We start from the raw sequence: 20,306 nt of genomic DNA, 5'->3' as shown, positions 1-20,306 counted from the left end.
GAACCAATATTATTTTAAAATAAGTACTAGGTCGTCTCCATTGACCAAAGTACCGCTAGGCAATTCAACACGGTCTACAACACCCTCTTCCGGAGCTGTAACCGTTGTTTCCATTTTCATTGCTTCTATAATGAACAAAGGCTGATTCTTTTTAATCTCTTGCCCATTTTTAACTAGTACATTACTTAGTAAACCTTGCAATGGCGAGCCAATTTCTTTAGGATTATTAGCATCTACCTTTTTGTTTTCTTGCTTGTCTACCTTTATACTCTTGTCTTTAACAACTACATTACGTAATTGCCCATTGACTTTAAAAAACAAGTTAACATTACCACTAGAATCTGGATCGCCAACAAGCATAAGTTGTACTAAGATGGTTTTACCTTTATCCATCTCTATCATAATTTCTTCCCCAATCTCCATTCCATAGAAGAAGTTTTTGGTAGGAATAACCATGACATTACCATACAAAAGATGGTGCTGGTAGGCATCTTCAAATACTTTAGGATACAACTGATATGACAAGAAATCTGTCATTTCTAATTCCCGTCCCATACCCTTGGTATATTTAGCTTGGAAGATTTTAAATTCTTCATCAAAATCTACAGGTTCCAAATGTGCATTGGGTCTATCCGTATATGGTTTTTCATCTTTTAGAATTATTTCTTGCAAACGCTTAGGAAAACCACCTGTAGGCTGCCCTAAATCGCCTCTAAAAAAGCTCTTTACGGACTCAGGAAAAGAAATGCTATCCCCTTTTTCTAATACGTCTTTTACAGAATATCCATTACTGATAAGGTATTGCGCCATATCGCCCACCACTTTAGAACTTGGTGTTACTTTAATAATGTCTCCAAAAAGTTCGTTGACCTCTGCATACATTTTAGTTACCTCTGGAAATTTATTCTCTAACCCTAAAGCAATAGCTTGCCCTTTTAGATTGGAATATTGTCCGCCAGGAATTTCATGAGTATACACTTCTCCTGTTCCTGCTTTTAATCCAGATTCAAATGGATAATAATACGTACGAACCGTTTCCCAGTAATTAGAATATTCTGCCAATTTTTCACGATTCATTTTGTTCTCACGCTCCGTAAAGCGAAGCATCTCTAACATAGAATTGAAGTTTGGCTGTGCTGTTAAGCCAGATAAGCCCCCAAGTGCCACGTCTACAACGTCCACACCTGCTTCTATAGCTTTTAAATACATGGCTGCTTGTACAGAAGAAGTATCGTGGGTATGTAAATGTATAGGAATATTTAGTTCTGATTTTAATGCAGAAATCAACTCAAACGCAGCTTGAGGTTTTAACAACCCTGCCATGTCTTTTACCCCTAATATATGTGCACCGGCATTTTCTATATCTTTAGCCAACTGCACATAATACTTTAGGTCATATTTGGATTTTTCCGGATTCAAGATATCGCCCGTATAACAAATAGAAGCTTCTGCCAAACCACCCGTATGCTTACGCACGTGTTCAATACATGGCGCTATGGATTGCATCCAATTTAGGGAATCGAAGATTCTGAAAACATCCAAACCTGTTTCCCAAGATTTTTCTACAAATTTTGCAATTAAGTTATCTGGATACGCCTTGTAACCCACGCCATTAGAACCACGAATAAGCATTTGCGTTAATACATTAGGCATCGCTTTTCGCAACAATGCTAAACGCTCCCAAGGGTTTTCTTTTAAGAATCTAAGGCAAACATCAAACGTAGCTCCACCCCAAATTTCCATGGAAAAGATTTCTGAATGATTCTTAGCATAGCCTTCTGCCACTTTTAGCATATCTATAGTACGCATACGTGTAGCTAATAAGCTCTGGTGCGCATCTCTAAAGGTAGTATCTGTAAAATGTACTTGCTTTTGGTCTTTAAGCCAATTAGCAAAACCTTCTGGACCTAATTCTGCTAATAAGTCTTTGGTACCTTTAGGATAAGGTTCATTTTTAGGAAAACTCGGTATTTGTGGCTTTGTAAATACACGGTCCTTATCTACCTTTTTAACATCTGGATTGCCATTTACGATAGTTTCTGCCAAATAACCTACCAACTTATTGGCCCGGTTTCTAGACTCTCTGATTTTAAATAAGCTGGGTTCGTTCTTGATAAAGTTTACAGTTACCTGTCCCTGTCTAAAGGTAGGATGTAATAGAATGTTATCTAAAAAAGGAATATTAGTATTTAACCCCCTAATTCTAAATTCTGCCAATGCTCTACGCATTTTTCTACAACAGCCATCTAAGGTTCTACTAGAAGCAGAAACTTTTACCAACATACTGTCAAAAAATGGCGAAATACGGACCCCTTGGTAAATACTACCTGCGTCTAAGCGTATACCATGCCCAGATGCACTACGGTATGTAGTAACAATACCATAATCTGGTTTAAAATCGTTGGTAGGGTCTTCCGTGGTTACCCTACATTGCAAAGCATAACCAGTGGCTACTACAGAGGCTTGGTCTTTAATTTTTATTTGCTGGTCTGCCAATTTATAGCCACCAGCAATAAATAATTGAGCTTTAACCAAATCTATTTTGGTAATCTCCTCTGTTACGGTATGCTCTACTTGTATACGAGGGTTTACTTCTATAAAATAAATGCTACCATCTTGGTCTACTAAAAATTCTACCGTTCCAATGTTATTGTAATCTACCGCCTTGCAAATTTTTAAGGCATACTCGTATAATTTATCTCTTGTAGTTTGTGGTAAGCCTAAAGAAGGTGCAAACTCAATAACCTTCTGATATCTACGTTGTACGGAACAATCGCGCTCAAATAAATGCACCATGTTCCCGTGGGTATCTGCCACAATTTGCACCTCTATATGCTTTGGATTTTCTACAAACTTTTCTAAGAAAACAGTATCATCTCCAAAAGCTTTCAAGGCTTCTCTTTGCGCTTCTGGATAGCCTTTTCTTAAATCGTCTGCAGTACGTATTACACGCATACCCCGGCCACCACCACCAGAAGCCGCTTTTAGCATAACAGGATAACCAATTTTATCTGCTTCTTCTAGCGCAATTTCTAGAGTAGTTAAATCTTCACGACTACTTTGGATAATTGGCACTTGTTGAGATACTGCTACTTCCTTAGCCGTAATCTTATCACCTAATGCTTTTAACACAGAAACTTTTGGACCTACAAAAATGATATTATTATCTGCACATTTTTGAGCGAATTCTGCATTTTCTGACAAGAATCCGTATCCAGGATGTATAGCATCTACACCGTTAGCTGTAGCGATATTGATGATAGCGTCAATATCCAAATAAGGTTTTAAAGGCTCATCATCTTCCCCAACTTGATACGCTTCGTCTGCCTTGTACCGATGCAGAGAGTATCTATCCTCATATGTATAAATACCTACGGTTTGCAATCCGATTTCTGCACATGCTCTAAAAATACGGATGGCGATTTCACCGCGATTCGCAACAAGAACCTTTTTAATTTCCATTGATTTTCTTAAATTTTAGAATTAGTTAATAGTTAGTGTATGTGGTATAGTATAATTCTTTAAGTAATGAATATTTTTCACAAAACTATCATTTAAACTAAAAAAATCACAAACTAAAACGTTGTAGTGCCATTAATTTATGATGATTATAAAAAAATAACTATTAGTTTACGTGTAGGTAAAAGGGATGTGAATATAAGAGAAGATAAAATTACCGATAAGTGTTTGGCGCAAGAAGAAAAAAGCTCATAGTAGAGATAACCATCGTAGAAAAATACAGGTTATACTATTAAGATAGGATTAATCAATTTTAAATTGAAACTGCAGTTGGCCTTCTTCTGAAATAGACAACTCGTAAGTGTACACTCCTAAAGGAAGAGAATCTGTCTGTATTTCTGGAACAAAACGTAAATCTAAAGAATCTGCAACTACGTGTACTGTGTCTTGCTGGTAAGCCCTTACTACTTCTTGATAATCAGAATAACTACCTGAAATAACATTTTCAAAAACTAGTCGCTCATCCCCAACGGTAACCGTAGTAAAATTACTAGAACTACTATTTTGAATACGCAGATTTACACCCTCTAAATTATCATCTCTATCATTACATGCTGCAATGACTGCAACAACTACCAATGACAAAATAAGCTTTCTCATAGTTTTCTATATACTATAAGAACGGTACAAATTGCAATTTAGTCTACCGGATAAATGCAGGTTCATTAGGTTTAAGGGTATGTTCTTGGCTAAACTGGTATCCATCATAGTCAAAGCCTTTTAATTGGTCTAGCGTTTCCACATCATTATCTATTATATAACGCACCATAGAGCCTCTAGCTTTTTTTGCATAAAAGCTAATAATCTTCAATTTATCATTCTTCCAATCTTTAAATACCGGAGAGATTACGGGCACTTTTAAAGTTTTAGTATCAATTGCTTTAAAGTACTCGTTGCTTGCTAGATTAATAAAGAGTTCGTCTTCCGTCAGTTCATCATTCAAATGTTGTGTCAGCGTTTCTTTCCAAAACTCATACAAATTCTTTTTGCGCGCTACTTTTAACTGAGTACCCATTTCTAAACGGTAAGGCTGCATTAAATCTAAAGGTTTTAGAACACCATATAAGCCAGATAAGATGCGAAGTTTTTGCTGTAGGGCATCTATTTTGTTTTCTGGAAGAGTATATATATCTAATCCTTGATACACATCGCCATTAAACGCATACACTGCTGGTCTTGCATTCTCCGGAGTAAAAGGCGTAGAAAACTGTTGATTACGTTCCCAATTAAGTTGCGCCAAACTATCACTAATATGCATCAAGTCTGATAAAGCCTTTGGTTTTTTCTTTGCCAATACCGAGTTTAACTTACTTGCTTCTTCTAAAAATACAGGTTCTGTGTGTTTACTAGTGGGCAACTGTGTTTCAAAATCCAATGACTTTGCAGGAGAAATTACAATTTTCATAGCGTCTAAACTTTGGGTAAAAATACATTGCTTTTTAAAAAGACAAAATGCTTGCTTCAATGCTCTTTTCAATAGCAGAATTGAAAATCTTTATGATTCTTCTGTACTGTTTTTGCTGTAAGAGCGCCATTTTTCTATGCACGCTTGCATATCTGCCGGTATTTCAGAATCAAATCTTAGCGCCTTAGCTGTGGTAGGGTGTACAAATCCTAAAGTTTTTGCGTGTAAAGCTTGTCTTGGTAATAGTTTAAAGGCATTGTCTACAAACTGTTTGTATTTGGTATAAGTGGTACCCTTAAGTATTTTATCTCCGCCGTAACGCTCATCATTAAATAAAGGATGACCTAGATACTTCATGTGCACCCTAATTTGGTGTGTTCTTCCTGTCTCTAATTTGCAAGACACTAGGGTTACATAACCAAATCGTTCTAAAACCTTATAATGCGTTACCGCTTCTTTACCAACATCGCCTTCTGGAAAAACCATCATTTGCAGTCGGTTTTTTGGATTGCGTGCCAGATGCCCTTCTATAGTACCTTCATCTTCTACCACATTACCCCAAACAAGGGCTACATACTCCCGTTCTGTAGTTTTATTAAAAAATTGCTCTGCCAGATGCGTCATAGCATGTTCTGTTTTAGCTACAACTAGCAATCCAGAAGTATCTTTATCAATACGGTGTACCAACCCGGGTCTGCCAGAACTATTATCTGGCAAATTTTCAAAGTGATAAACTAAAGCATTAATTAAAGTGCCAGAATAATTTCCGTGTCCAGGATGCACTACCATCCCTGGTTCTTTATTGACGACCAAAACCTCATCATCCTCATATGCAATATCTAGCGGTATGTTCTCTGGTGTTAGCAAAAATTCATACGGCGGATGCTCAAATAACACTTTTACAACATCCCCTGCTTTAACTTTATAATTTTGCTTTACTTGAGTGTCATTTACCCAAATATTTCCTGTTTTAGCAGCTTGTTGAATTTTATTGCGGGTGGCGTTTTCTATAAAATTCATTAAAAACTTATCCACTCTTAGCGGTTCTTGTCCTTTAGAAGCTACAAACTTATGGTGTTCGTATAAATCGTCTTGGTTAGGCCCAAAATCTTCCTCTTCTTCCATATACATTATTGGTCAGACTCCGTAGCTAAAATCTCTTCTGGAATAGTACCGTTACCACAAATAAGCTCCACCTTGGAGGTTTTTGGCAATTTTTCTCCAGGACTTATATCTTTTCCCTTGTATTTTACACGGTATACCATGTCTTTACCAAGTTCGTCTATATAGGTTACGCGTTGCACATCTAAACCAACTGCACGGAGCATGGCAGTAGCGTTTCTGCGAGTAACTTGTATAATTTTAGGTACAGATACTTTTTTATAACCAGAAGGGTTTACCGTAAAATATATTTTTCTGTTGTGTTTTACTTTGGATCCAGCTTTAGGGTTTTGTTCTAATATGGAAAATCTTGGATATTCTGGGTTATAATCGGTAGAATCTAAAACCTCATAACGCAATCCTGCTGCTTCTGCTGTTTTACGCATATCCATCACAGACATTTTAGAAAAGTCTGGCACCTGTACAAACTCGCCATGATTGGTAGTGCTTTTTAACCAACCTAAGATTACAAACACGAATATCACTATTAACACCATTGCAATAGCCAACTGTATTAAAAACGTCTTGCTTTTTAAAAAGCCAATAAAATCCTTCATAAGAAGTTGTTTGCGGACAAATATAGAAAAACGCCCTCTTTTTTTATTTACTTTGCCACTACATTAATTCTAAGGAATGAAAATAAATATAGCTGTTGTCATGGGTGGTTTTTCTAGCGAAAAAGAAATCTCCATGAAAAGTGGAAGTGTTGTAATGAAGCATTTAGACACTACCAAATACAATACCTACGGCATTGTTATCACAAAAAATTCTTGGTATCACCAAGATATTAGTGGCAAAAAGTATGAGATTGACAAACACGATTTCTCTTTAGAATTACCTAGTGGCAAGATTACTTTTGATTGTGTTTTTAACGCCATCCATGGTACTCCAGGAGAAGATGGCCTATTACAAGGATATTTTGAGCTACTACAGTTACCACAAACGGCCTGTAATGCATACCAAGCGGCTCTCACTTTTAATAAACGTGATTTACTAAGCACCTTAAAACCGTATGGAATTAAATGTGCTAAATCTTACCCTTTAAACGAAGGAGACGTTATAGATGTAGAGGGTATTGTAGAGACAGTAGGCTTACCATGTTTTGTAAAAGCAAATAAGGCAGGTAGTAGTTTTGGAATTTCTAAAGTATATAAGAAAGAAGATATTGCTATCGCGATTGTAATGGCGTTTAAAGAAGATGATGAAATTATAATAGAGTCTTTTTTAGAAGGTACAGAAGTCTCTGTGGGCGTAATTACGTATAAGGATGAAATTAAAGTACTACCAGTAACTGAAATAGTTTCTGAGAACGATTTTTTTGACTACCAAGCTAAATACGAAGGTAAATCTCAAGAAATAACACCAGCAAGAATATCAGATATTCAGCTACAAAATGTGGCCAGTGTAGCCACCAAAATTTATAAAGTATTAAAACTAAAAGGGTACACCAGAAGTGAATTTATTTTTATTGGGGACCAACCTTATTTATTAGAAGTAAATACGACACCTGGATTAACAGAAGAAAGCATTTTACCGCAACAAGCACAAGCTGCAGGCATAAGTCTAGCTCAACTTTTTGAAAGTGCAATTATAGAGGCTTTAAAGTAGAGAATAATCGTTATTTTTAAACCAACGATTTACAACAAATGAGACGCGCTATATTCCCAGGGTCCTTTGACCCTCTTACCTTAGGACATTATGATATTATCCAAAGAGGTATTACCCTTTTTGATGAATTAATCATTGCTATTGGTATTAATGCAGACAAAAAGTATATGTTCAGTTTAGAAGAGCGTCAGAAATTTATAGAAGAAGCGTTTAAGGACCAACCCAAAATAAAAGTGCTGACCTATGAGGGTTTAACAGTGGATTTCTGTAAAAGCATTAATGCTAATTTCATTTTAAGAGGATTGAGAAATCCTGCTGATTTTGAGTTCGAAAAAGCTATTGCTCACACCAATAGAAAATTATCAGAAATAGAGACGGTCTTTTTGCTCACCTCTTCTGGCAAGTCTTACATTAGTAGTTCTATAGTTAGAGATGTAATACGAAATGGGGGAGATTATACAGGGTTGGTACCAGATACCGTTCGCTATACAGCTCAACCTTAGTTAACAACCATTCACCTATAGTATATCTCCTTTCAATCAGAATGAGCAGGATTTAAAGGAAAAACCACATTTTTTTGTAGCTACACAACAAAAAGTCTTTTCTGTAGTACTATATTTATAGTATTGTAAGAAATTTCTTGTATTTGTGCGATTAACACCAAACACTTTGAAAGCTACTATTAACTCTTATTCCATAAAGGAATTGCCTATTATGATGGCAATGATTAACACTGATGGCGTGTTAGTTGAAGCCACCAAAAAGTGGGCAAAATTCTATGGTTTTAAGGGAGATTCTTTTATTGGCTTGCACTTAACAGAGATATTTAAGGGGGAGCAATGCGAGCAACAGAAAGAAATTTTTGAAGACGTACTTAAAGGAATTCACAAACAAGGTATTTGCGACCATAAGGAGCACCAATATTTTAAATGGGATTTCTCGCCTTGGTTATCTGATGACATGGAGCTTTTAGGAACAGTTCTAAAAATTGAAGACATAACCCAAGAATTACAAACTAATCTTAAATACGATAAGCTAGATAATTTACTAAACATACAAAGCGAAATTTCTAAAGTGGGTATTTGGGAGTACGATATGTTCTCTAAAACCATTACATGGTCTAAAACCACTAAAGATATTTACGATGTTCCATTAGATTTTGAACCTACCGTAGAGAACTTTATTAAATTTTATGATGGTGAAGAAGCCAAAGAATCCATGAAAAACCTGTACAAAACCAGTGCAGAAATAGGGATAACTTGGCATAAAACCATGAAAATTAATAGCGCCAAAGGCGTTAAAAAACATATTATAACCGCGTGCAGGCCAATAACACAAAACAAAAAAGTGGTAAAGCTCGTGGGCACCGTACAAGATGTAAGTGAACAAGTAAATGCAAAAATACAGATTGTAGAAAACGAAAAGTTATTACGCACGCTGATAGACAGCCTACCTGCTAGTATCTATATTAAAGATTTAGAATCTAGAAAGGTTATGATTAACCAACAAGAATGTAAATTTTTTAATAAAACGGAAGAAGAGATATTAGGAAAAAATGATTTTGACTTATTTGAGCCAGAACTAGCAAAAATTTTAAGGAAGGAAGACCTTGACGTAATGGAAAGCAAAGAGCCTATGTTGGGCAAAAGGTTTACCTACCGCAATGCTACAGGTGAAAGCTTATCTTTTTTAACCTCTAAGTTGCCACTATTAGATATTAAAGGAAGAGTAAAGGGTTTAATAGGTATCAGTTTAGATATTTCTGATGTGGTTAGTAAAGAAGCAGAACTACAAGAGTTGATTAAAGTAACTGCAGTTCAAAATAAAAAACTTCTAAATTTCGCCCATATTGTTAGCCATAATATCCGTTCTCATTCTGCCAACTTTACCATGCTATTAAATTTCTTAAATATTGAGAGTGATGGTATAGAGAAGCAAAGATTGATGGATATGTTAACGGAAACAGCTAGCAAATTATCAGAAACCTTGGAACACCTTAATGAAGTTTTAGAAATTAATGCCAATTTAAAATTAGAGAACGAGCCTATAAATCTCTATGAGGCTACCATCAAGGCACTTAATAATTTAAGGACACAAATTTTAGATTCCGACATAAATGTAAAGGTTACCATAGATGATACTATTGTAGTACAAGCTGTGCCACAATATCTAGAAAATATCATCACCCAATTTATAAGCAACAGCATAAAGTATAGACATCCAGATAAGCCATTGGTTATAGACATAAAAAGTAGTATTACTGAAAGTAAAGTACTCCTTAATGTTACAGATAACGGCTTAGGATTTGATATTTACCAACATCAAGATAAGTTATTTGGTATGTATAAGACGTTTCATGATAATCCAGATGCAAAAGGCATCGGTTTATTCATTGCTAAAAACCAAGCAGAAGCTATGGGAGCAAAGTTAGCGGTATGTAGTGAAATTAATGAAGGAGCAACATTTAGCATCATTTTTAAACATGGAGAATAATAAAGTATTTATAATAGACGATGATATGATTACCGTCTTTGGACTCAAAAAAATATTAGGCAAATTTCAACTTGCTATAGAAATAGATGATTTTGGCAACGGAGCTGATGCGCTTGCTGCTATTAAACTAATTATTGAGCAAAATAAAAGCATTCCTAACCTTATTTTCCTAGACATAAATATGCCTATCATGGATGGATGGACATTTTTAGAAGAATTTATAGCCCTACCAATAGATAAGCTCATAAATATTAAAATTATTACCTCCTCTATTGATAAAGCAGACCGGGATAAATGGCATTATTTCTCAGAAAACACCAAGCATCGTATAGATTTTCTTACGAAACCTATCTATAAATTAGACATTAATGATTTGTCTGTATTAAATATGGCTTCGTAAGGCATAATAGCTAATTTAGCGTCACAACTCTTTAATTTTTTTAAATGAAATTGGTTTGGCGCTCACTTAGTTTAATTGTTTTTTTGATTCTTATTGCTTGTGATGAACAAACGGAAAAGAACGAGCAAACGTTTAAAACTACCTTTGAAAATAGCGGTGGAACGGAAACTGCCACCTACCAGGAGGTCATAGATTTCTATTTAAATCTAGCTAAAGAATACCCAGAAATACATGTTCAAAACATTGGCGCTACAGATAGTGGCAAACCCCTTCATTTGGTTACTTACAATCCCGATGGCAACTTCAACTTTAAAAAACTTCAGGAAGACAAAACCATTTTACTTATAAATAACGGTATACATCCGGGAGAAAGTGATGGTATAGATGCCTCTATGATGCTTTTTAGAGATTTAGCTAATAATAAAATACCTACTCCTAAAAATACCATTCTAACAACCATTCCAGTTTACAACGTGGGTGGTATGCTCAACAGAAATAGTACTAGTAGAGCCAATCAAAATGGCCCCAAGGCATACGGGTTTAGAGGCAATGCCCGTAATTTTGATTTAAACCGGGACTTTATAAAAATGGACACCAAAAACGCCGCTACTTTTGCCACAATATTCCACATGGTAAAACCAGATGTTTTTGTTGATAACCATGTAAGTAATGGTGCAGATTATCAATATACTTTAACACATTTATTTACCCAACACAACAAACTTGGAGGTGCCGCTGGCGATTTTTTACATAGCACGCTAATGCCACAATTAGAACAAAAATTAGCTGCACATAAATGGGATATTACCCCTTATGTAAATGTATTTAACAAACCTCCAGAAACTGGTTTTTCCCAATTTCTGGATAATCCAAGATACTCCACCGGGTACACCACCCTTTGGAATACGTTAGGCTTAATGGTAGAAACACATATGCTAAAACCTTACAAACAACGGGTAGAAGGAACATATGAGCTTATGAAACAATTAGTAGTTCTAACAGAGGAGCATCACAAAAAAATTAAAAATCTGCGAAAGGAAGCTCAACAAACAGCTTTAACCTTAGAGAAATATCCTTTGCGTTGGGAACTAGATTCCACCCAAGTAACTACCCTAAATTTTAAAGGCTACAAAGCAGACACCATCGCTAGCGCCATAACAGGCTTTAATCGATTAAAGTATAACAGAGATTCTACGTTTACCAAGCAAGTTCCTTATTACAATTATTATAAAGGCACAGAAGAGGTAGAGGTACCAGAGGCTTACCTTATTAAAAAGAGTTGGAGCACTGTTTTAGAACGCTTGTCACAAAATGGTATTAGCTATCAAACCATAGCAAAAGATAGTGTTTTAGAGGTAGAAGCATACAAGATTGCTAGTTATGAAACTTATTCTAATGCATATGAAGGTCATTATCCTCATTACGACACCAGAGTGACCAAGAGCTCCAAAAGCATAGCCTTAGAAAAAGGAGATGTTTTGGTTAAAACCAACCAATTAGGAGTACGATATGTGTTAGAAGTTTTAGAGCCTACCGCGGTAGATTCTTTTTTTAATTGGAACTTTTTTGACACAATTTTACAGCAGAAGGAAGGTTTTTCTCCCTATGTATTTGAGGATACTGCCTTAGAAATTTTAGAAAATAATTCTATCCTAAAAGATAGTTTAATGGCCAAAAAACAACGGGAATCAAGTTTTGCCAATAACTGGTATGCGCAATTAGACTATATTTTTAAACATTCTCAATTATACGAAAGAGCACACTTAAGTTATCCTATTTATCGTGTTACAAAAGGCAAATACAATTTAGAAGGGTTAATCCAATAAGTCCGCATCAAACAACAATTTGATGTTTTCGTAGGTATTTTTGAGGGCTTTTCGTGTCTTACGAGGCCCTTTCCATTTTACTTTGGTAATACCCTCTTCTAGCTGAGGAACAAGTTTTTTATCATAATCCGTAGACATTTGGTACCAATAGGTCCGCTTTAACTTAAACTTTCCTTTTCGCTTAAAGACATGGTAGGTAGTTTGTAAAAAATCGCCTAAAACTAAATTAGCTACTCCAGTTTCTTCTTCTACTTCTCTTAATGCCGCATCCTCAATACGCTCTCCTTCTTCTAACTTGCCCTTAGGCAAATCCCAAACACCATTTCTAAATATAAAAAGTACTTTGCCCTTAGGATTTTTAACCAATCCACCAGCAGCATCTACAAAAGGTATTTCTTTTGTAAATTCTGACAGAATTGCTCCGTTAGGATCTAAAAGATAAGTTTCTTTTAAGGTACCATCTAAATAGTGCTGAAGAACATCTTGTATTTTAATTTCCTCTATATTAAATACCCTTACCGTTGTATTTTTGGGTTTTTTATTGGTTAAATAAAGGGGCGCTTCATTCACAAAAACTTTATACATTTGCCGCATGATTTTGGATAAGAACAGTGCTAAAAAAACTGCCGAACTTTTGCTGCAAATTAATGCAATTAAGTTGAGTCCAGAAAACCCCTTTACTTGGGCATCTGGCTGGCAATCTCCCATCTATTGTGACAATAGAATTTTACTCTCTTACCCTAAAATACGTAATTACGTAAGGGAAGAAATGGCAAAACAAGTTGAAAAATTGTATGGTAAACCAGACGTTATTGCTGGGGTAGCTACTGGCGCCATAGGTATAGGCATTTTAGTAGCAGAAGCGCTAGGTTTGCCTTTTGTCTACGTACGTCCAGAACCCAAATCTCATGGTAGACAAAACCAGATAGAAGGGTATTTAGAGAAAGGTAAAACGGTAGTAGTAATAGAAGACTTAATCAGCACAGGTAAGAGCAGTTTAAATGCTGTAACTGCCTTAGAAAACGCAGGTGCAGAAGTAAAAGGCATGCTTGCTATATTCACCTACGGATTCCCCGCTGCTGCAGAAAACTTTAACGCTGCAGAGCTTGAACTGCATACATTAAGTGATTATCATCATTTAATTGAGCAAGCATCAGAAACCCATTACGTTAAAGAAGAACAACTAAAAACCCTTTTAGAGTGGCGAGAAGCCCCTGCTAATTGGAAACCCTAAGCAATATGCACATAGAGACCCCTAAAAAAACCGTAAATCAAAGTGCGGAACAAGTGTTTATCTTTTTATCAGACATCAAAAACTTTAAAGTTTTAATGCCAGATAATATTGACAAATTTGAAGTGTTAGACGAAAACACTTTTAAGTTTGCTTTAAAAGGTATGCCAGAGATTATTTTAAGATTAAAAGAGCAGATTCCTAATTCTAAAGTTATTCTAGGAGCTGCCTCTGACAAATTACCATTTAGCTTAACGGCAGACATTGAAGAAATAGCGACCCGTGAGAGTGAAGTTACACTAAGCTTTGAGGGCGAATTTAACGCGATGATGGCTATGATGATAAAAAAGCCTATCACCAACTTTATGGACACTCTTACTACAAACATGGATAAAATAGGTCAGTAACACAATTGCACCTCCTTAAAGGCATAGTCTTTTATACTATCGTCTTCTAATTGCAATTGCAATCTACCCTCGAGGGACACTCCTAAAATTACAGCACTAAATTGTTTTTTATGGGTGTCCTTAAAGGTAGACACCGTCCCTCTTCTAAATAATAAATTTTCATACTCCTTCTTTAAGAATTCGTATTTAGATACAGGATAAATTGTAAAACACTCCTTTAAATTTTTAATGAGGATTTGTAGTACTTCTTCTCTATCTTTTTCTTTGCCAGTTTGAAGTAAAACAGAAGTTGCACTGGGCAAATTGTTAAAAGATTCCTGATTAACATTTAAGCCAATACCAATAATCGATTTTTTAATATGGCCAGTTTGCAATAGGTTTTCTATGAGAATTCCACATATTTTTTTATTGCCTGCCATAATGTCGTTAGGCCATTTTACCCTGACACGCCCAACTGACAGGTCTTTCAAGGTCTTTGCTATTGCTAAAGACACCACACAATTTAAATAAAAAAAATCCTCAACATGCAAAGCATCAAAATTCTTTAACACACTTAATGTTAGGTTTTTAAAGGGTTCAGACTGCCATGTATTCCCTACTTGCCCCCTACCTTGAGTCTGTTCATCACAACTTACCAGAGTAAAATCTGAAACGGGGGTATCCAAAACAAGTTGTTTTAAATACAAATTGGTAGATTCCGTGGCACTAAGTTTGATTATTTGCATGTGGTTCTCTTAATTGCAGTTTCAATGTTATGTTAAAAACTCAATTGAGCAAAACAAAAAAATAATAACTTTGTAAAAATTTAAAATTATTGGATGCAGAAAAACAAAGCTAGTGCAGATGAACTAATTGCCTTAATCATCGCAGGTATAGAAGATGTAAAAGGAATAGATATAAACCTATTAGATTTAAGAGAAATAGAAAATACGGTTTGCGACTACTTTGTTATCTGTAACGGAACATCCAACACCCACGTCAACGCCATAGTATCTTCCATTCAAAAAACCGTAAGTAAAGCCATTAAGGATAAACCATGGCATATAGAAGGTTCTGATAATGCAGAATGGGTACTAATGGATTATGTTAATGTTGTTGTTCACGTATTCCAAAAGCATGTTCGTGAGTATTACGATATAGAAGGTCTTTGGGGAGATGCCAAAGTAACTATGGTCGAGAGCAGCTATAATTAAAAAAGAATGGCTAGAGAAAACAATCCCAACACACCCAAAAAACCCCGTTTTAGTTCTTGGTGGATATATGGTGTAATCATTGCCCTAATTTTGGGCTTTCAATTTTTTGGTAGTGCAGCTTTTTCCAACACGGAGAAAACTACAACATCAGAAATGCAAGAGTTTTTACGTAATGGAGATATTGATAAAATTGTTATCATCACCAACACTCGTAAGGCTAAAATATTTTTAAAGCAAGAGGCGCTAAGCAAAGAAATACACAAAGGTGTATCAGAAAAATCTTTAATTCCGTCTGCAGGTATGGTGCCGCAGTATATTTTAGATTACGGAGATTTACAAATTTTTCAGAATGAAATTTCAGACATCAAAAAAGAAAACAATTTAGATACTATTGTTGAGTTTGATACGGAATCTAACATTTTTGGAGACCTACTATTGTCTCTACTCCCCTTTGTTTTAATCATTGGAATTTGGATTTATCTAATGCGTAGAATGTCTGGAGGTGCCGGTGGTGGTGCTGGAGGTCAAATATTTAACATTGGCAAGTCTAAAGCTAAGTTGTTTGATGAAAAAACAGACACTAGAACTTCTTTTAAAGATGTAGCTGGTTTAGAAGGTGCTAAAGAAGAAGTACAAGAAATTGTGGAATTCTTAAGAAACCCAGATAAATATACCTCTTTAGGAGGTAAAATTCCTAAAGGAGCCCTTTTAGTTGGCCCTCCTGGAACAGGTAAAACTTTACTTGCAAAAGCAGTTGCGGGTGAAGCTAAAGTGCCTTTCTTTTCATTATCTGGTTCTGATTTTGTAGAAATGTTTGTAGGTGTAGGAGCCTCTAGAGTAAGAGACCTATTTAAACAAGCAAAGGATAAATCGCCTGCTATCATTTTCATAGATGAGATAGATGCTATTGGTAGGGCAAGAGGTAAAAATAATTTTACAGGTTCTAACGATGAGCGCGAAAATACCTTAAACCAGCTACTGACCGAAATGGATGGTTTTGGCACCAACACTAACGTAATTGTATTGGCTGCTACTAACCGTGCAGATGTTTTGGATAAAGCTTTAATGCGTGCTGGTCGTTTTGATAGGCAGATTTATGTAGACCTTCCGGATATCCGGGAACGTAAAGAAATATTTGAAGTTCACCTTAGACCTATTAAAACAGCAGAAACATTGGATTTAGATTTCCTTGCTAAACAAACTCCTGGATTCTCTGGGGCAGATATTGCCAACGTTTGTAATGAAGCTGCTTTAATTGCTGCACGTAAAGAACGTAAAGCGGTAACTAAGCAAGATTTCTTGGATGCCGTAGATAGAATTGTTGGTGGTTTGGAGAAAAAGAACAAAATCATTACTCCAGAAGAAAAGAAAACAATTGCTTACCATGAAGCAGGCCACGCTACCGTTAGTTGGATGACAGAACATGCTGCTCCTTTGGTAAAAGTAACCATAGTTCCAAGAGGTCAGTCTTTGGGTGCTGCCTGGTATCTTCCAGAAGAACGCCTTATTGTTAGACCAGAACAAATGTTAGACGAAATGTGTGCCACCATGGGCGGTAGAGCTGCAGAAAAAGTAATGTTCGATAAGATTTCTACAGGAGCTTTATCTGATTTAGAAAAAGTAACTAAGCAAGCTAGAGCAATGGTTACTATCTATGGTCTTAATGATACTCTTGGTAATATTACCTATTATGACTCTTCTGGTCAAAATGAATACGGTTTCTCTAAACCTTACAGTGAAGAAACTGCGCAGAAAATTGACACAGAAATATCTAAAATCATTGAGGAGCAATACCAAAGAGCTATTAAGCTTTTAATTGATAATAAGGATAAGCTTACAGAGTTAGCAGAGCGCTTATTAGAAAAAGAGGTTATTTTTAAAGACGATTTGGAGAAAATTTTTGGCAAGAGACCATTTGACAAAAATGAAAATAATGATAGTAACACTCCTACAGAGGAAACTATTAATGAAACTCCTAGTATTTAAGAGTAAACCATCAGAACAGACATTACAAAGTAATTGCGTCATTGTCCCCAAATGAACGATACTTAACTTATAGGAATACTTATTTCATGGGCATATTTGATAGACTTTTTGGCGGTGGCAAAAAAGTATCCAAAGAAACATTGGAAACTCGTGGGGAACATATGCCCGATATCAGGATTCCCGCAGACGAAAAATTTACCATCTATTTTAAGAAAAACGGAGGTAAATTTATTTACTGTGAAAATTTTGATGAAGTACAAGAAGCGTTACAAAATATACTTGCAGAGAATAACTGGCAAAACAGTCATTTTTATACCTTAGACAAACGTATTAATGAACGTTTTGCCACAGAACGCATAAAATTTACTGCCAATAGAAACGACTCTGATATCTTTTTTACCACCTGTGAACATTTAATTGCTCATGATGGCTCTATACTAGTCTGTAGCAATCAAATCATGGAGAAAAAACTAAAAGAATTACCCTCGAACATAATAATATTTGCTACTACAAGCCAAATGGTAGAAAATATTAGCGAGGCGCTCAAAGTAATTAAAAAACGCTATCCAAAGCAACTCCCAGATAATATTACTACTATTAAACATTTTATCCCTTCTGCAGAAAACAAAAATGATTTTCTTTCTTACGGCAGTACATCAAAAAATGTATATCTTTTGCTCTTAGAAGATTTTTAGATTGATGAAAGAACTGCTGAGAAGGTCCATTACCGGGATTGTTTACGTCTTTTTATTACTTGCCGCCATCTTTTTAAGTTCAGATGCGTTCGACTTTCTATTTATGGTATTTGGTTTAGGTTGCTTGTACGAGTTTAAGCGATTAGTAAAAATACGTGGATACTATGTATTTGTTGCCTATTTGGCATTATGGTGGCTGTATATCTATTTTATCACCGATATGCTGCCAATCTATGGTTTGCTAGGGGCAACCTTATTAGTAGACCTTTTTCTTTTGGTTTACCTTTTTGCCGGAAGAGATTATAAATTAAATGATGTTTCTAAATTTCTTTATGGCATCTTCTATATTGGCGGCGGATGTATTTTTCTAACTCTAATACCTTACAGATTAGATGGTTTTGATGAATTACTAATAATGGGGGTCTTCATCATTATATGGGTAAATGATAGTTTTGCTTATTTGGTAGGAAAATCTTTGGGGAGAACTAAATTATTTCCTTCAATTTCTCCTAAAAAAACTGTGGAAGGTTCGCTAGGAGGTTTTATTTTTGCACTGCTAGCTGCCTACTTGTTATCTTTATTAGATACCAGTATTAATAGTTTTGAATGGCTAATACTTGCTGTAATTTTAGTAATAAGTGGTAATCTAGGTGATTTATTGGAATCTAAATTTAAAAGAAGCGCAGGTGTAAAAGATAGTGGCGCCATACTACCTGGTCATGGAGGTATCCTAGATCGTTTAGACAGTTTGGTATTTGCAGCTCCTTTTGCCTACGCTACCCTAACGGTATTTGCATATGTTTCATAAAGAAGGAAGAAAAATAATTTTTACAACCTTAATTTTAGTTATTGCAGGCATACTTGCAGCACAATACTACATTGGGTTAGAGTGGTTACGCTATGCACTTCAAATTGGATTACTTGTTATTTTAATTTTAATACTTCAGTTTTTTAGAAACCCTAAAAGACCAGTAACTCCAAATTTTGATGAAATTATAGCTCCAGTTGACGGGAAGGTTGTGGTTATAGAAGAGGTTGAAGAAACAGAATATTTTAAGGAGAAAAGAAAACAGGTATCTATTTTCATGTCTCCTGTTAACGTACATGTAACAAGATACCCAGCAAGCGGAACAATTTCTTACTCTAAATACCATCCAGGAAAATATCTGGTAGCGTGGCACCCAAAGTCTAGTACGGACAACGAAAGAACAACTGTAGTCTTAAAAACTCCAAAGTTTGGTGAAATTTTATACCGACAAATTGCGGGTGCTCTAGCCCGTAGAATTGTGAACTATGCCGTAGAAGGAGATAGTGTTATGCAGGGAGAAGATGCAGGATTTATAAAATTTGGTTCTAGAGTAGATGTATTTTTACCGCTAGATGCCAAGGTTTGTGTTAAATTAAATCAAACCGTGAAAGGAGCTAGAACCTGTATAGCAATGCTTGCTGATAAGGATGAGTGATGAAAAATTACATAAAGCTTTTAATGATGCGGTAAATTTGGTCAACAGTTACACCAAACCACTACCAGCAGATTTACTATTAAAGCTTTATGCATATTATAGAATAGCCAACGATAATTACAACCATCCCGGAAGCCGAACACCACTCATAAATGCCTTTAAAGCCAATGCATTAATCCAAGCTAAAAATCTAAGTAAGGAAGAAGCTATGGAAAGCTATATTGCTTTAGTAAACAAAGAGGTTAAAAAGTTTATTGGCTAACCACAGTATTTTGAATGCTTTCCTTTTTCTCAATAAAAATAAAGTAGTAAGCTGCTGCAATACAAAATAGTAAGTACCCAATTAAATAGGTGCTATTGACTGTCATTTGAGCGGGCAATTCAACCCATTTTTGTAAACTTAGAATACTAGTAATTCCTAAAATTCCCCGTATCAATTCCACATAGAAACCGTATTTACTATTGTCCATTACTGCTGTATACCCAAATACACCAAGGAAAAGAATTCCACCTAAAACGAGTAGGTTTCTAAATCCTAAATTACTATAGTTATCAAACATATACATTAATAAAATTGTAGTAATAAGCAACTGTAAAACCGCATATATTTTTAATAGAGTAGAATTATAAGGATAATACTTATTATAAGCATATACATCTTTAATAGAATTTATAGGATACTTAATCCTTACATCTTTTGGTCGCCAGCCTGTGGGCATAAACCAAATTCTAAACTTATCACGGAAGCTACGTGTACGATAAGCATCTAAACACAACCGCCAAAAATGCTGAAAATTAATTATTACAGGATTCCAAGTTTTCACAGGTTTGAGCATCCCCCCAAAAACAGGACAGTAGGTTAAGTTCTTAAAAAGAAACTTAAATTTACTTATATGACACGAAGAAAATTCACTTCAAA

The 20,306-nt window shown here is 35.4% G+C and carries 21 protein-coding genes; 13 read left to right on the top strand and 8 right to left on the bottom strand.

From position 1 onward, the window contains the following. Positions 1-9: 9 nt before the first annotated feature. The 5 genes from FBT53_RS14195 to FBT53_RS14175 form a co-directional block, all read right to left on the bottom strand. Positions 10-3,462: a pyruvate carboxylase gene (locus tag FBT53_RS14195; protein WP_136951857.1), complete on the bottom strand. Its 3,453-nt coding sequence runs from the start codon at positions 3,460-3,462 to the stop codon at positions 10-12. A 300-nt stretch (positions 3,463-3,762) separates the two neighbouring features. Continuing rightward, entirely contained in the window at positions 3,763-4,119 is a 357-nt protein-coding gene (locus tag FBT53_RS14190; protein WP_136951856.1) for a hypothetical protein, read from the bottom strand. Between the two features lie 43 nt (positions 4,120-4,162). Beyond that, positions 4,163-4,924: a peroxide stress protein YaaA gene (gene yaaA / locus FBT53_RS14185; RefSeq protein WP_136951855.1), complete on the bottom strand. Its 762-nt coding sequence runs from the start codon at positions 4,922-4,924 to the stop codon at positions 4,163-4,165. 90 nt (positions 4,925-5,014) lie between these two features. Then, complete coding sequence (locus FBT53_RS14180) at positions 5,015-6,049, bottom strand: RluA family pseudouridine synthase (RefSeq protein ID WP_370324141.1); 1,035 nt, start codon at positions 6,047-6,049, stop codon at positions 5,015-5,017. 5 nt (positions 6,050-6,054) lie between these two features. Continuing rightward, complete coding sequence (locus FBT53_RS14175) at positions 6,055-6,642, bottom strand: PASTA domain-containing protein (RefSeq protein ID WP_136951853.1); 588 nt, start codon at positions 6,640-6,642, stop codon at positions 6,055-6,057. Between the two features lie 76 nt (positions 6,643-6,718). On the opposite strand from FBT53_RS14175, the gene FBT53_RS14170 reads away from it, so the two are divergent. The 5 genes from FBT53_RS14170 to FBT53_RS14150 all read left to right on the top strand — a co-directional run bounded on the left by FBT53_RS14170 (position 6,719) and on the right by FBT53_RS14150 (position 12,412). Beyond that, positions 6,719-7,693 (top strand): D-alanine--D-alanine ligase, encoded by a 975-nt coding sequence (locus FBT53_RS14170; protein WP_136951852.1) that lies wholly within the window; start codon positions 6,719-6,721, stop codon positions 7,691-7,693. Positions 7,694-7,731: 38 nt separating this feature from the next. Beyond that, positions 7,732-8,196, top strand: a complete 465-nt coding sequence (gene coaD / locus FBT53_RS14165; protein WP_136951851.1) for a pantetheine-phosphate adenylyltransferase — start codon at positions 7,732-7,734, stop codon at positions 8,194-8,196. A gap of 166 nt (positions 8,197-8,362) precedes the next feature. After that, on the top strand, positions 8,363-10,186 hold the full coding sequence (locus FBT53_RS14160; RefSeq protein ID WP_136951850.1) for a PAS domain-containing protein: 1,824 nt from the start codon (positions 8,363-8,365) through the stop codon (positions 10,184-10,186). Next, on the top strand, positions 10,176-10,586 hold the full coding sequence (locus FBT53_RS14155; protein ID WP_136951849.1) for a response regulator: 411 nt from the start codon (positions 10,176-10,178) through the stop codon (positions 10,584-10,586). Before FBT53_RS14160 ends, FBT53_RS14155 begins: the two co-directional genes overlap by 11 nt. A gap of 44 nt (positions 10,587-10,630) precedes the next feature. After that, positions 10,631-12,412: a M14 family metallopeptidase gene (locus FBT53_RS14150; RefSeq protein ID WP_136951848.1), complete on the top strand. Its 1,782-nt coding sequence runs from the start codon at positions 10,631-10,633 to the stop codon at positions 12,410-12,412. Here FBT53_RS14150 and FBT53_RS14145 read toward each other — a convergent pair. Continuing rightward, positions 12,401-12,997, bottom strand: coding sequence for an NUDIX hydrolase (locus tag FBT53_RS14145; protein ID WP_136951847.1), 597 nt, complete (start codon positions 12,995-12,997; stop codon positions 12,401-12,403). The two genes, FBT53_RS14150 and FBT53_RS14145, sit on opposite strands and share 12 nt — an antisense overlap. Positions 12,998-13,004: 7 nt before the next feature. Here FBT53_RS14145 and pyrE point away from each other — a divergent pair, with 7 nt between their 5' ends. Beyond that, positions 13,005-13,646 (top strand): orotate phosphoribosyltransferase, encoded by a 642-nt coding sequence (gene pyrE / locus FBT53_RS14140; protein ID WP_136951846.1) that lies wholly within the window; start codon positions 13,005-13,007, stop codon positions 13,644-13,646. A gap of 5 nt (positions 13,647-13,651) precedes the next feature. Continuing rightward, on the top strand, positions 13,652-14,050 hold the full coding sequence (locus FBT53_RS14135) for an SRPBCC family protein (RefSeq protein ID WP_136951845.1): 399 nt from the start codon (positions 13,652-13,654) through the stop codon (positions 14,048-14,050). On the opposite strand, the gene FBT53_RS14130 is transcribed toward FBT53_RS14135, so the two are convergent. Beyond that, positions 14,044-14,775: a biotin--[acetyl-CoA-carboxylase] ligase gene (locus FBT53_RS14130; RefSeq protein WP_136951844.1), complete on the bottom strand. Its 732-nt coding sequence runs from the start codon at positions 14,773-14,775 to the stop codon at positions 14,044-14,046. The two genes, FBT53_RS14135 and FBT53_RS14130, sit on opposite strands and share 7 nt — an antisense overlap. A gap of 93 nt (positions 14,776-14,868) precedes the next feature. On the opposite strand from FBT53_RS14130, the gene rsfS reads away from it, so the two are divergent. The 6 genes from rsfS (at position 14,869) to FBT53_RS14100 (ending at position 19,649) form a co-directional block, all read left to right on the top strand. After that, positions 14,869-15,243: a ribosome silencing factor gene (gene rsfS, locus FBT53_RS14125; RefSeq protein ID WP_136951843.1), complete on the top strand. Its 375-nt coding sequence runs from the start codon at positions 14,869-14,871 to the stop codon at positions 15,241-15,243. Between the two features lie 6 nt (positions 15,244-15,249). Then, entirely contained in the window at positions 15,250-17,229 is a 1,980-nt protein-coding gene (ftsH, locus tag FBT53_RS14120) for an ATP-dependent zinc metalloprotease FtsH (RefSeq protein ID WP_136951842.1), read from the top strand. A gap of 86 nt (positions 17,230-17,315) precedes the next feature. Beyond that, positions 17,316-17,924 carry an LUD domain-containing protein gene (locus tag FBT53_RS14115; protein WP_136951841.1) on the top strand — a complete coding sequence of 203 codons (609 nt, stop codon included), beginning with the start codon at positions 17,316-17,318 and terminating at the stop codon, positions 17,922-17,924. Positions 17,925-17,928: 4 nt separating this feature from the next. Then, positions 17,929-18,732 carry a phosphatidate cytidylyltransferase gene (locus FBT53_RS14110; protein WP_136951840.1) on the top strand — a complete coding sequence of 268 codons (804 nt, stop codon included), beginning with the start codon at positions 17,929-17,931 and terminating at the stop codon, positions 18,730-18,732. Further along, entirely contained in the window at positions 18,722-19,387 is a 666-nt protein-coding gene (locus FBT53_RS14105; RefSeq protein ID WP_136951839.1) for a phosphatidylserine decarboxylase family protein, read from the top strand. Before FBT53_RS14110 ends, FBT53_RS14105 begins: the two co-directional genes overlap by 11 nt. Next, a complete protein-coding gene (locus tag FBT53_RS14100; protein ID WP_136951838.1) occupies positions 19,380-19,649 on the top strand; it encodes an acyl-CoA-binding protein in 270 nt (89 codons plus the stop codon). Before FBT53_RS14105 ends, FBT53_RS14100 begins: the two co-directional genes overlap by 8 nt. Here the strand turns inward: FBT53_RS14100 and FBT53_RS14095 are convergent. Beyond that, complete coding sequence (locus tag FBT53_RS14095) at positions 19,639-20,211, bottom strand: hypothetical protein (protein WP_136951837.1); 573 nt, start codon at positions 20,209-20,211, stop codon at positions 19,639-19,641. The genes FBT53_RS14100 and FBT53_RS14095 overlap by 11 nt on opposite strands. Positions 20,212-20,306 lie beyond the last annotated feature (95 nt).

The sequence above is a fragment of the Flavobacterium sp. ASW18X genome (assembly GCF_005144745.1).
Classification (GTDB): Bacteria; Bacteroidota; Bacteroidia; order Flavobacteriales; family Flavobacteriaceae; genus Croceivirga.
Note: the sequence above shows the minus strand (reverse complement) of the source record. Positions and strands in the feature narration are given on the sequence as shown.

Excerpts from the sequence above, each read along its gene's own strand:
- FBT53_RS14195 (WP_136951857.1), bottom strand. The coding sequence starts at position 3,462 with ATGGAAATTAAAAAGGTTCTTGTTGCGAATCGCGGTGAAATCGCCATC.
- FBT53_RS14190 (WP_136951856.1), bottom strand. The coding sequence starts at position 4,119 with ATGAGAAAGCTTATTTTGTCATTGGTAGTTGTTGCAGTCATTGCAGCA.
- yaaA (WP_136951855.1), bottom strand. The coding sequence starts at position 4,924 with ATGAAAATTGTAATTTCTCCTGCAAAGTCATTGGATTTTGAAACACAG.
- FBT53_RS14180 (WP_370324141.1), bottom strand. The coding sequence starts at position 6,049 with ATGGAAGAAGAGGAAGATTTTGGGCCTAACCAAGACGATTTATACGAA.
- FBT53_RS14175 (WP_136951853.1), bottom strand. The coding sequence starts at position 6,642 with ATGAAGGATTTTATTGGCTTTTTAAAAAGCAAGACGTTTTTAATACAG.
- FBT53_RS14170 (WP_136951852.1), top strand. The coding sequence starts at position 6,719 with ATGAAAATAAATATAGCTGTTGTCATGGGTGGTTTTTCTAGCGAAAAA.
- coaD (WP_136951851.1), top strand. The coding sequence starts at position 7,732 with ATGAGACGCGCTATATTCCCAGGGTCCTTTGACCCTCTTACCTTAGGA.
- FBT53_RS14155 (WP_136951849.1), top strand. The coding sequence starts at position 10,176 with ATGGAGAATAATAAAGTATTTATAATAGACGATGATATGATTACCGTC.
- FBT53_RS14150 (WP_136951848.1), top strand. The coding sequence starts at position 10,631 with ATGAAATTGGTTTGGCGCTCACTTAGTTTAATTGTTTTTTTGATTCTT.
- FBT53_RS14145 (WP_136951847.1), bottom strand. The coding sequence starts at position 12,997 with ATGTATAAAGTTTTTGTGAATGAAGCGCCCCTTTATTTAACCAATAAA.
- pyrE (WP_136951846.1), top strand. The coding sequence starts at position 13,005 with ATGATTTTGGATAAGAACAGTGCTAAAAAAACTGCCGAACTTTTGCTG.
- FBT53_RS14135 (WP_136951845.1), top strand. The coding sequence starts at position 13,652 with ATGCACATAGAGACCCCTAAAAAAACCGTAAATCAAAGTGCGGAACAA.
- FBT53_RS14130 (WP_136951844.1), bottom strand. The coding sequence starts at position 14,775 with ATGCAAATAATCAAACTTAGTGCCACGGAATCTACCAATTTGTATTTA.
- rsfS (WP_136951843.1), top strand. The coding sequence starts at position 14,869 with ATGCAGAAAAACAAAGCTAGTGCAGATGAACTAATTGCCTTAATCATC.
- ftsH (WP_136951842.1), top strand. The coding sequence starts at position 15,250 with ATGGCTAGAGAAAACAATCCCAACACACCCAAAAAACCCCGTTTTAGT.
- FBT53_RS14115 (WP_136951841.1), top strand. The coding sequence starts at position 17,316 with ATGGGCATATTTGATAGACTTTTTGGCGGTGGCAAAAAAGTATCCAAA.
- FBT53_RS14110 (WP_136951840.1), top strand. The coding sequence starts at position 17,929 with ATGAAAGAACTGCTGAGAAGGTCCATTACCGGGATTGTTTACGTCTTT.
- FBT53_RS14105 (WP_136951839.1), top strand. The coding sequence starts at position 18,722 with ATGTTTCATAAAGAAGGAAGAAAAATAATTTTTACAACCTTAATTTTA.
- FBT53_RS14100 (WP_136951838.1), top strand. The coding sequence starts at position 19,380 with ATGAGTGATGAAAAATTACATAAAGCTTTTAATGATGCGGTAAATTTG.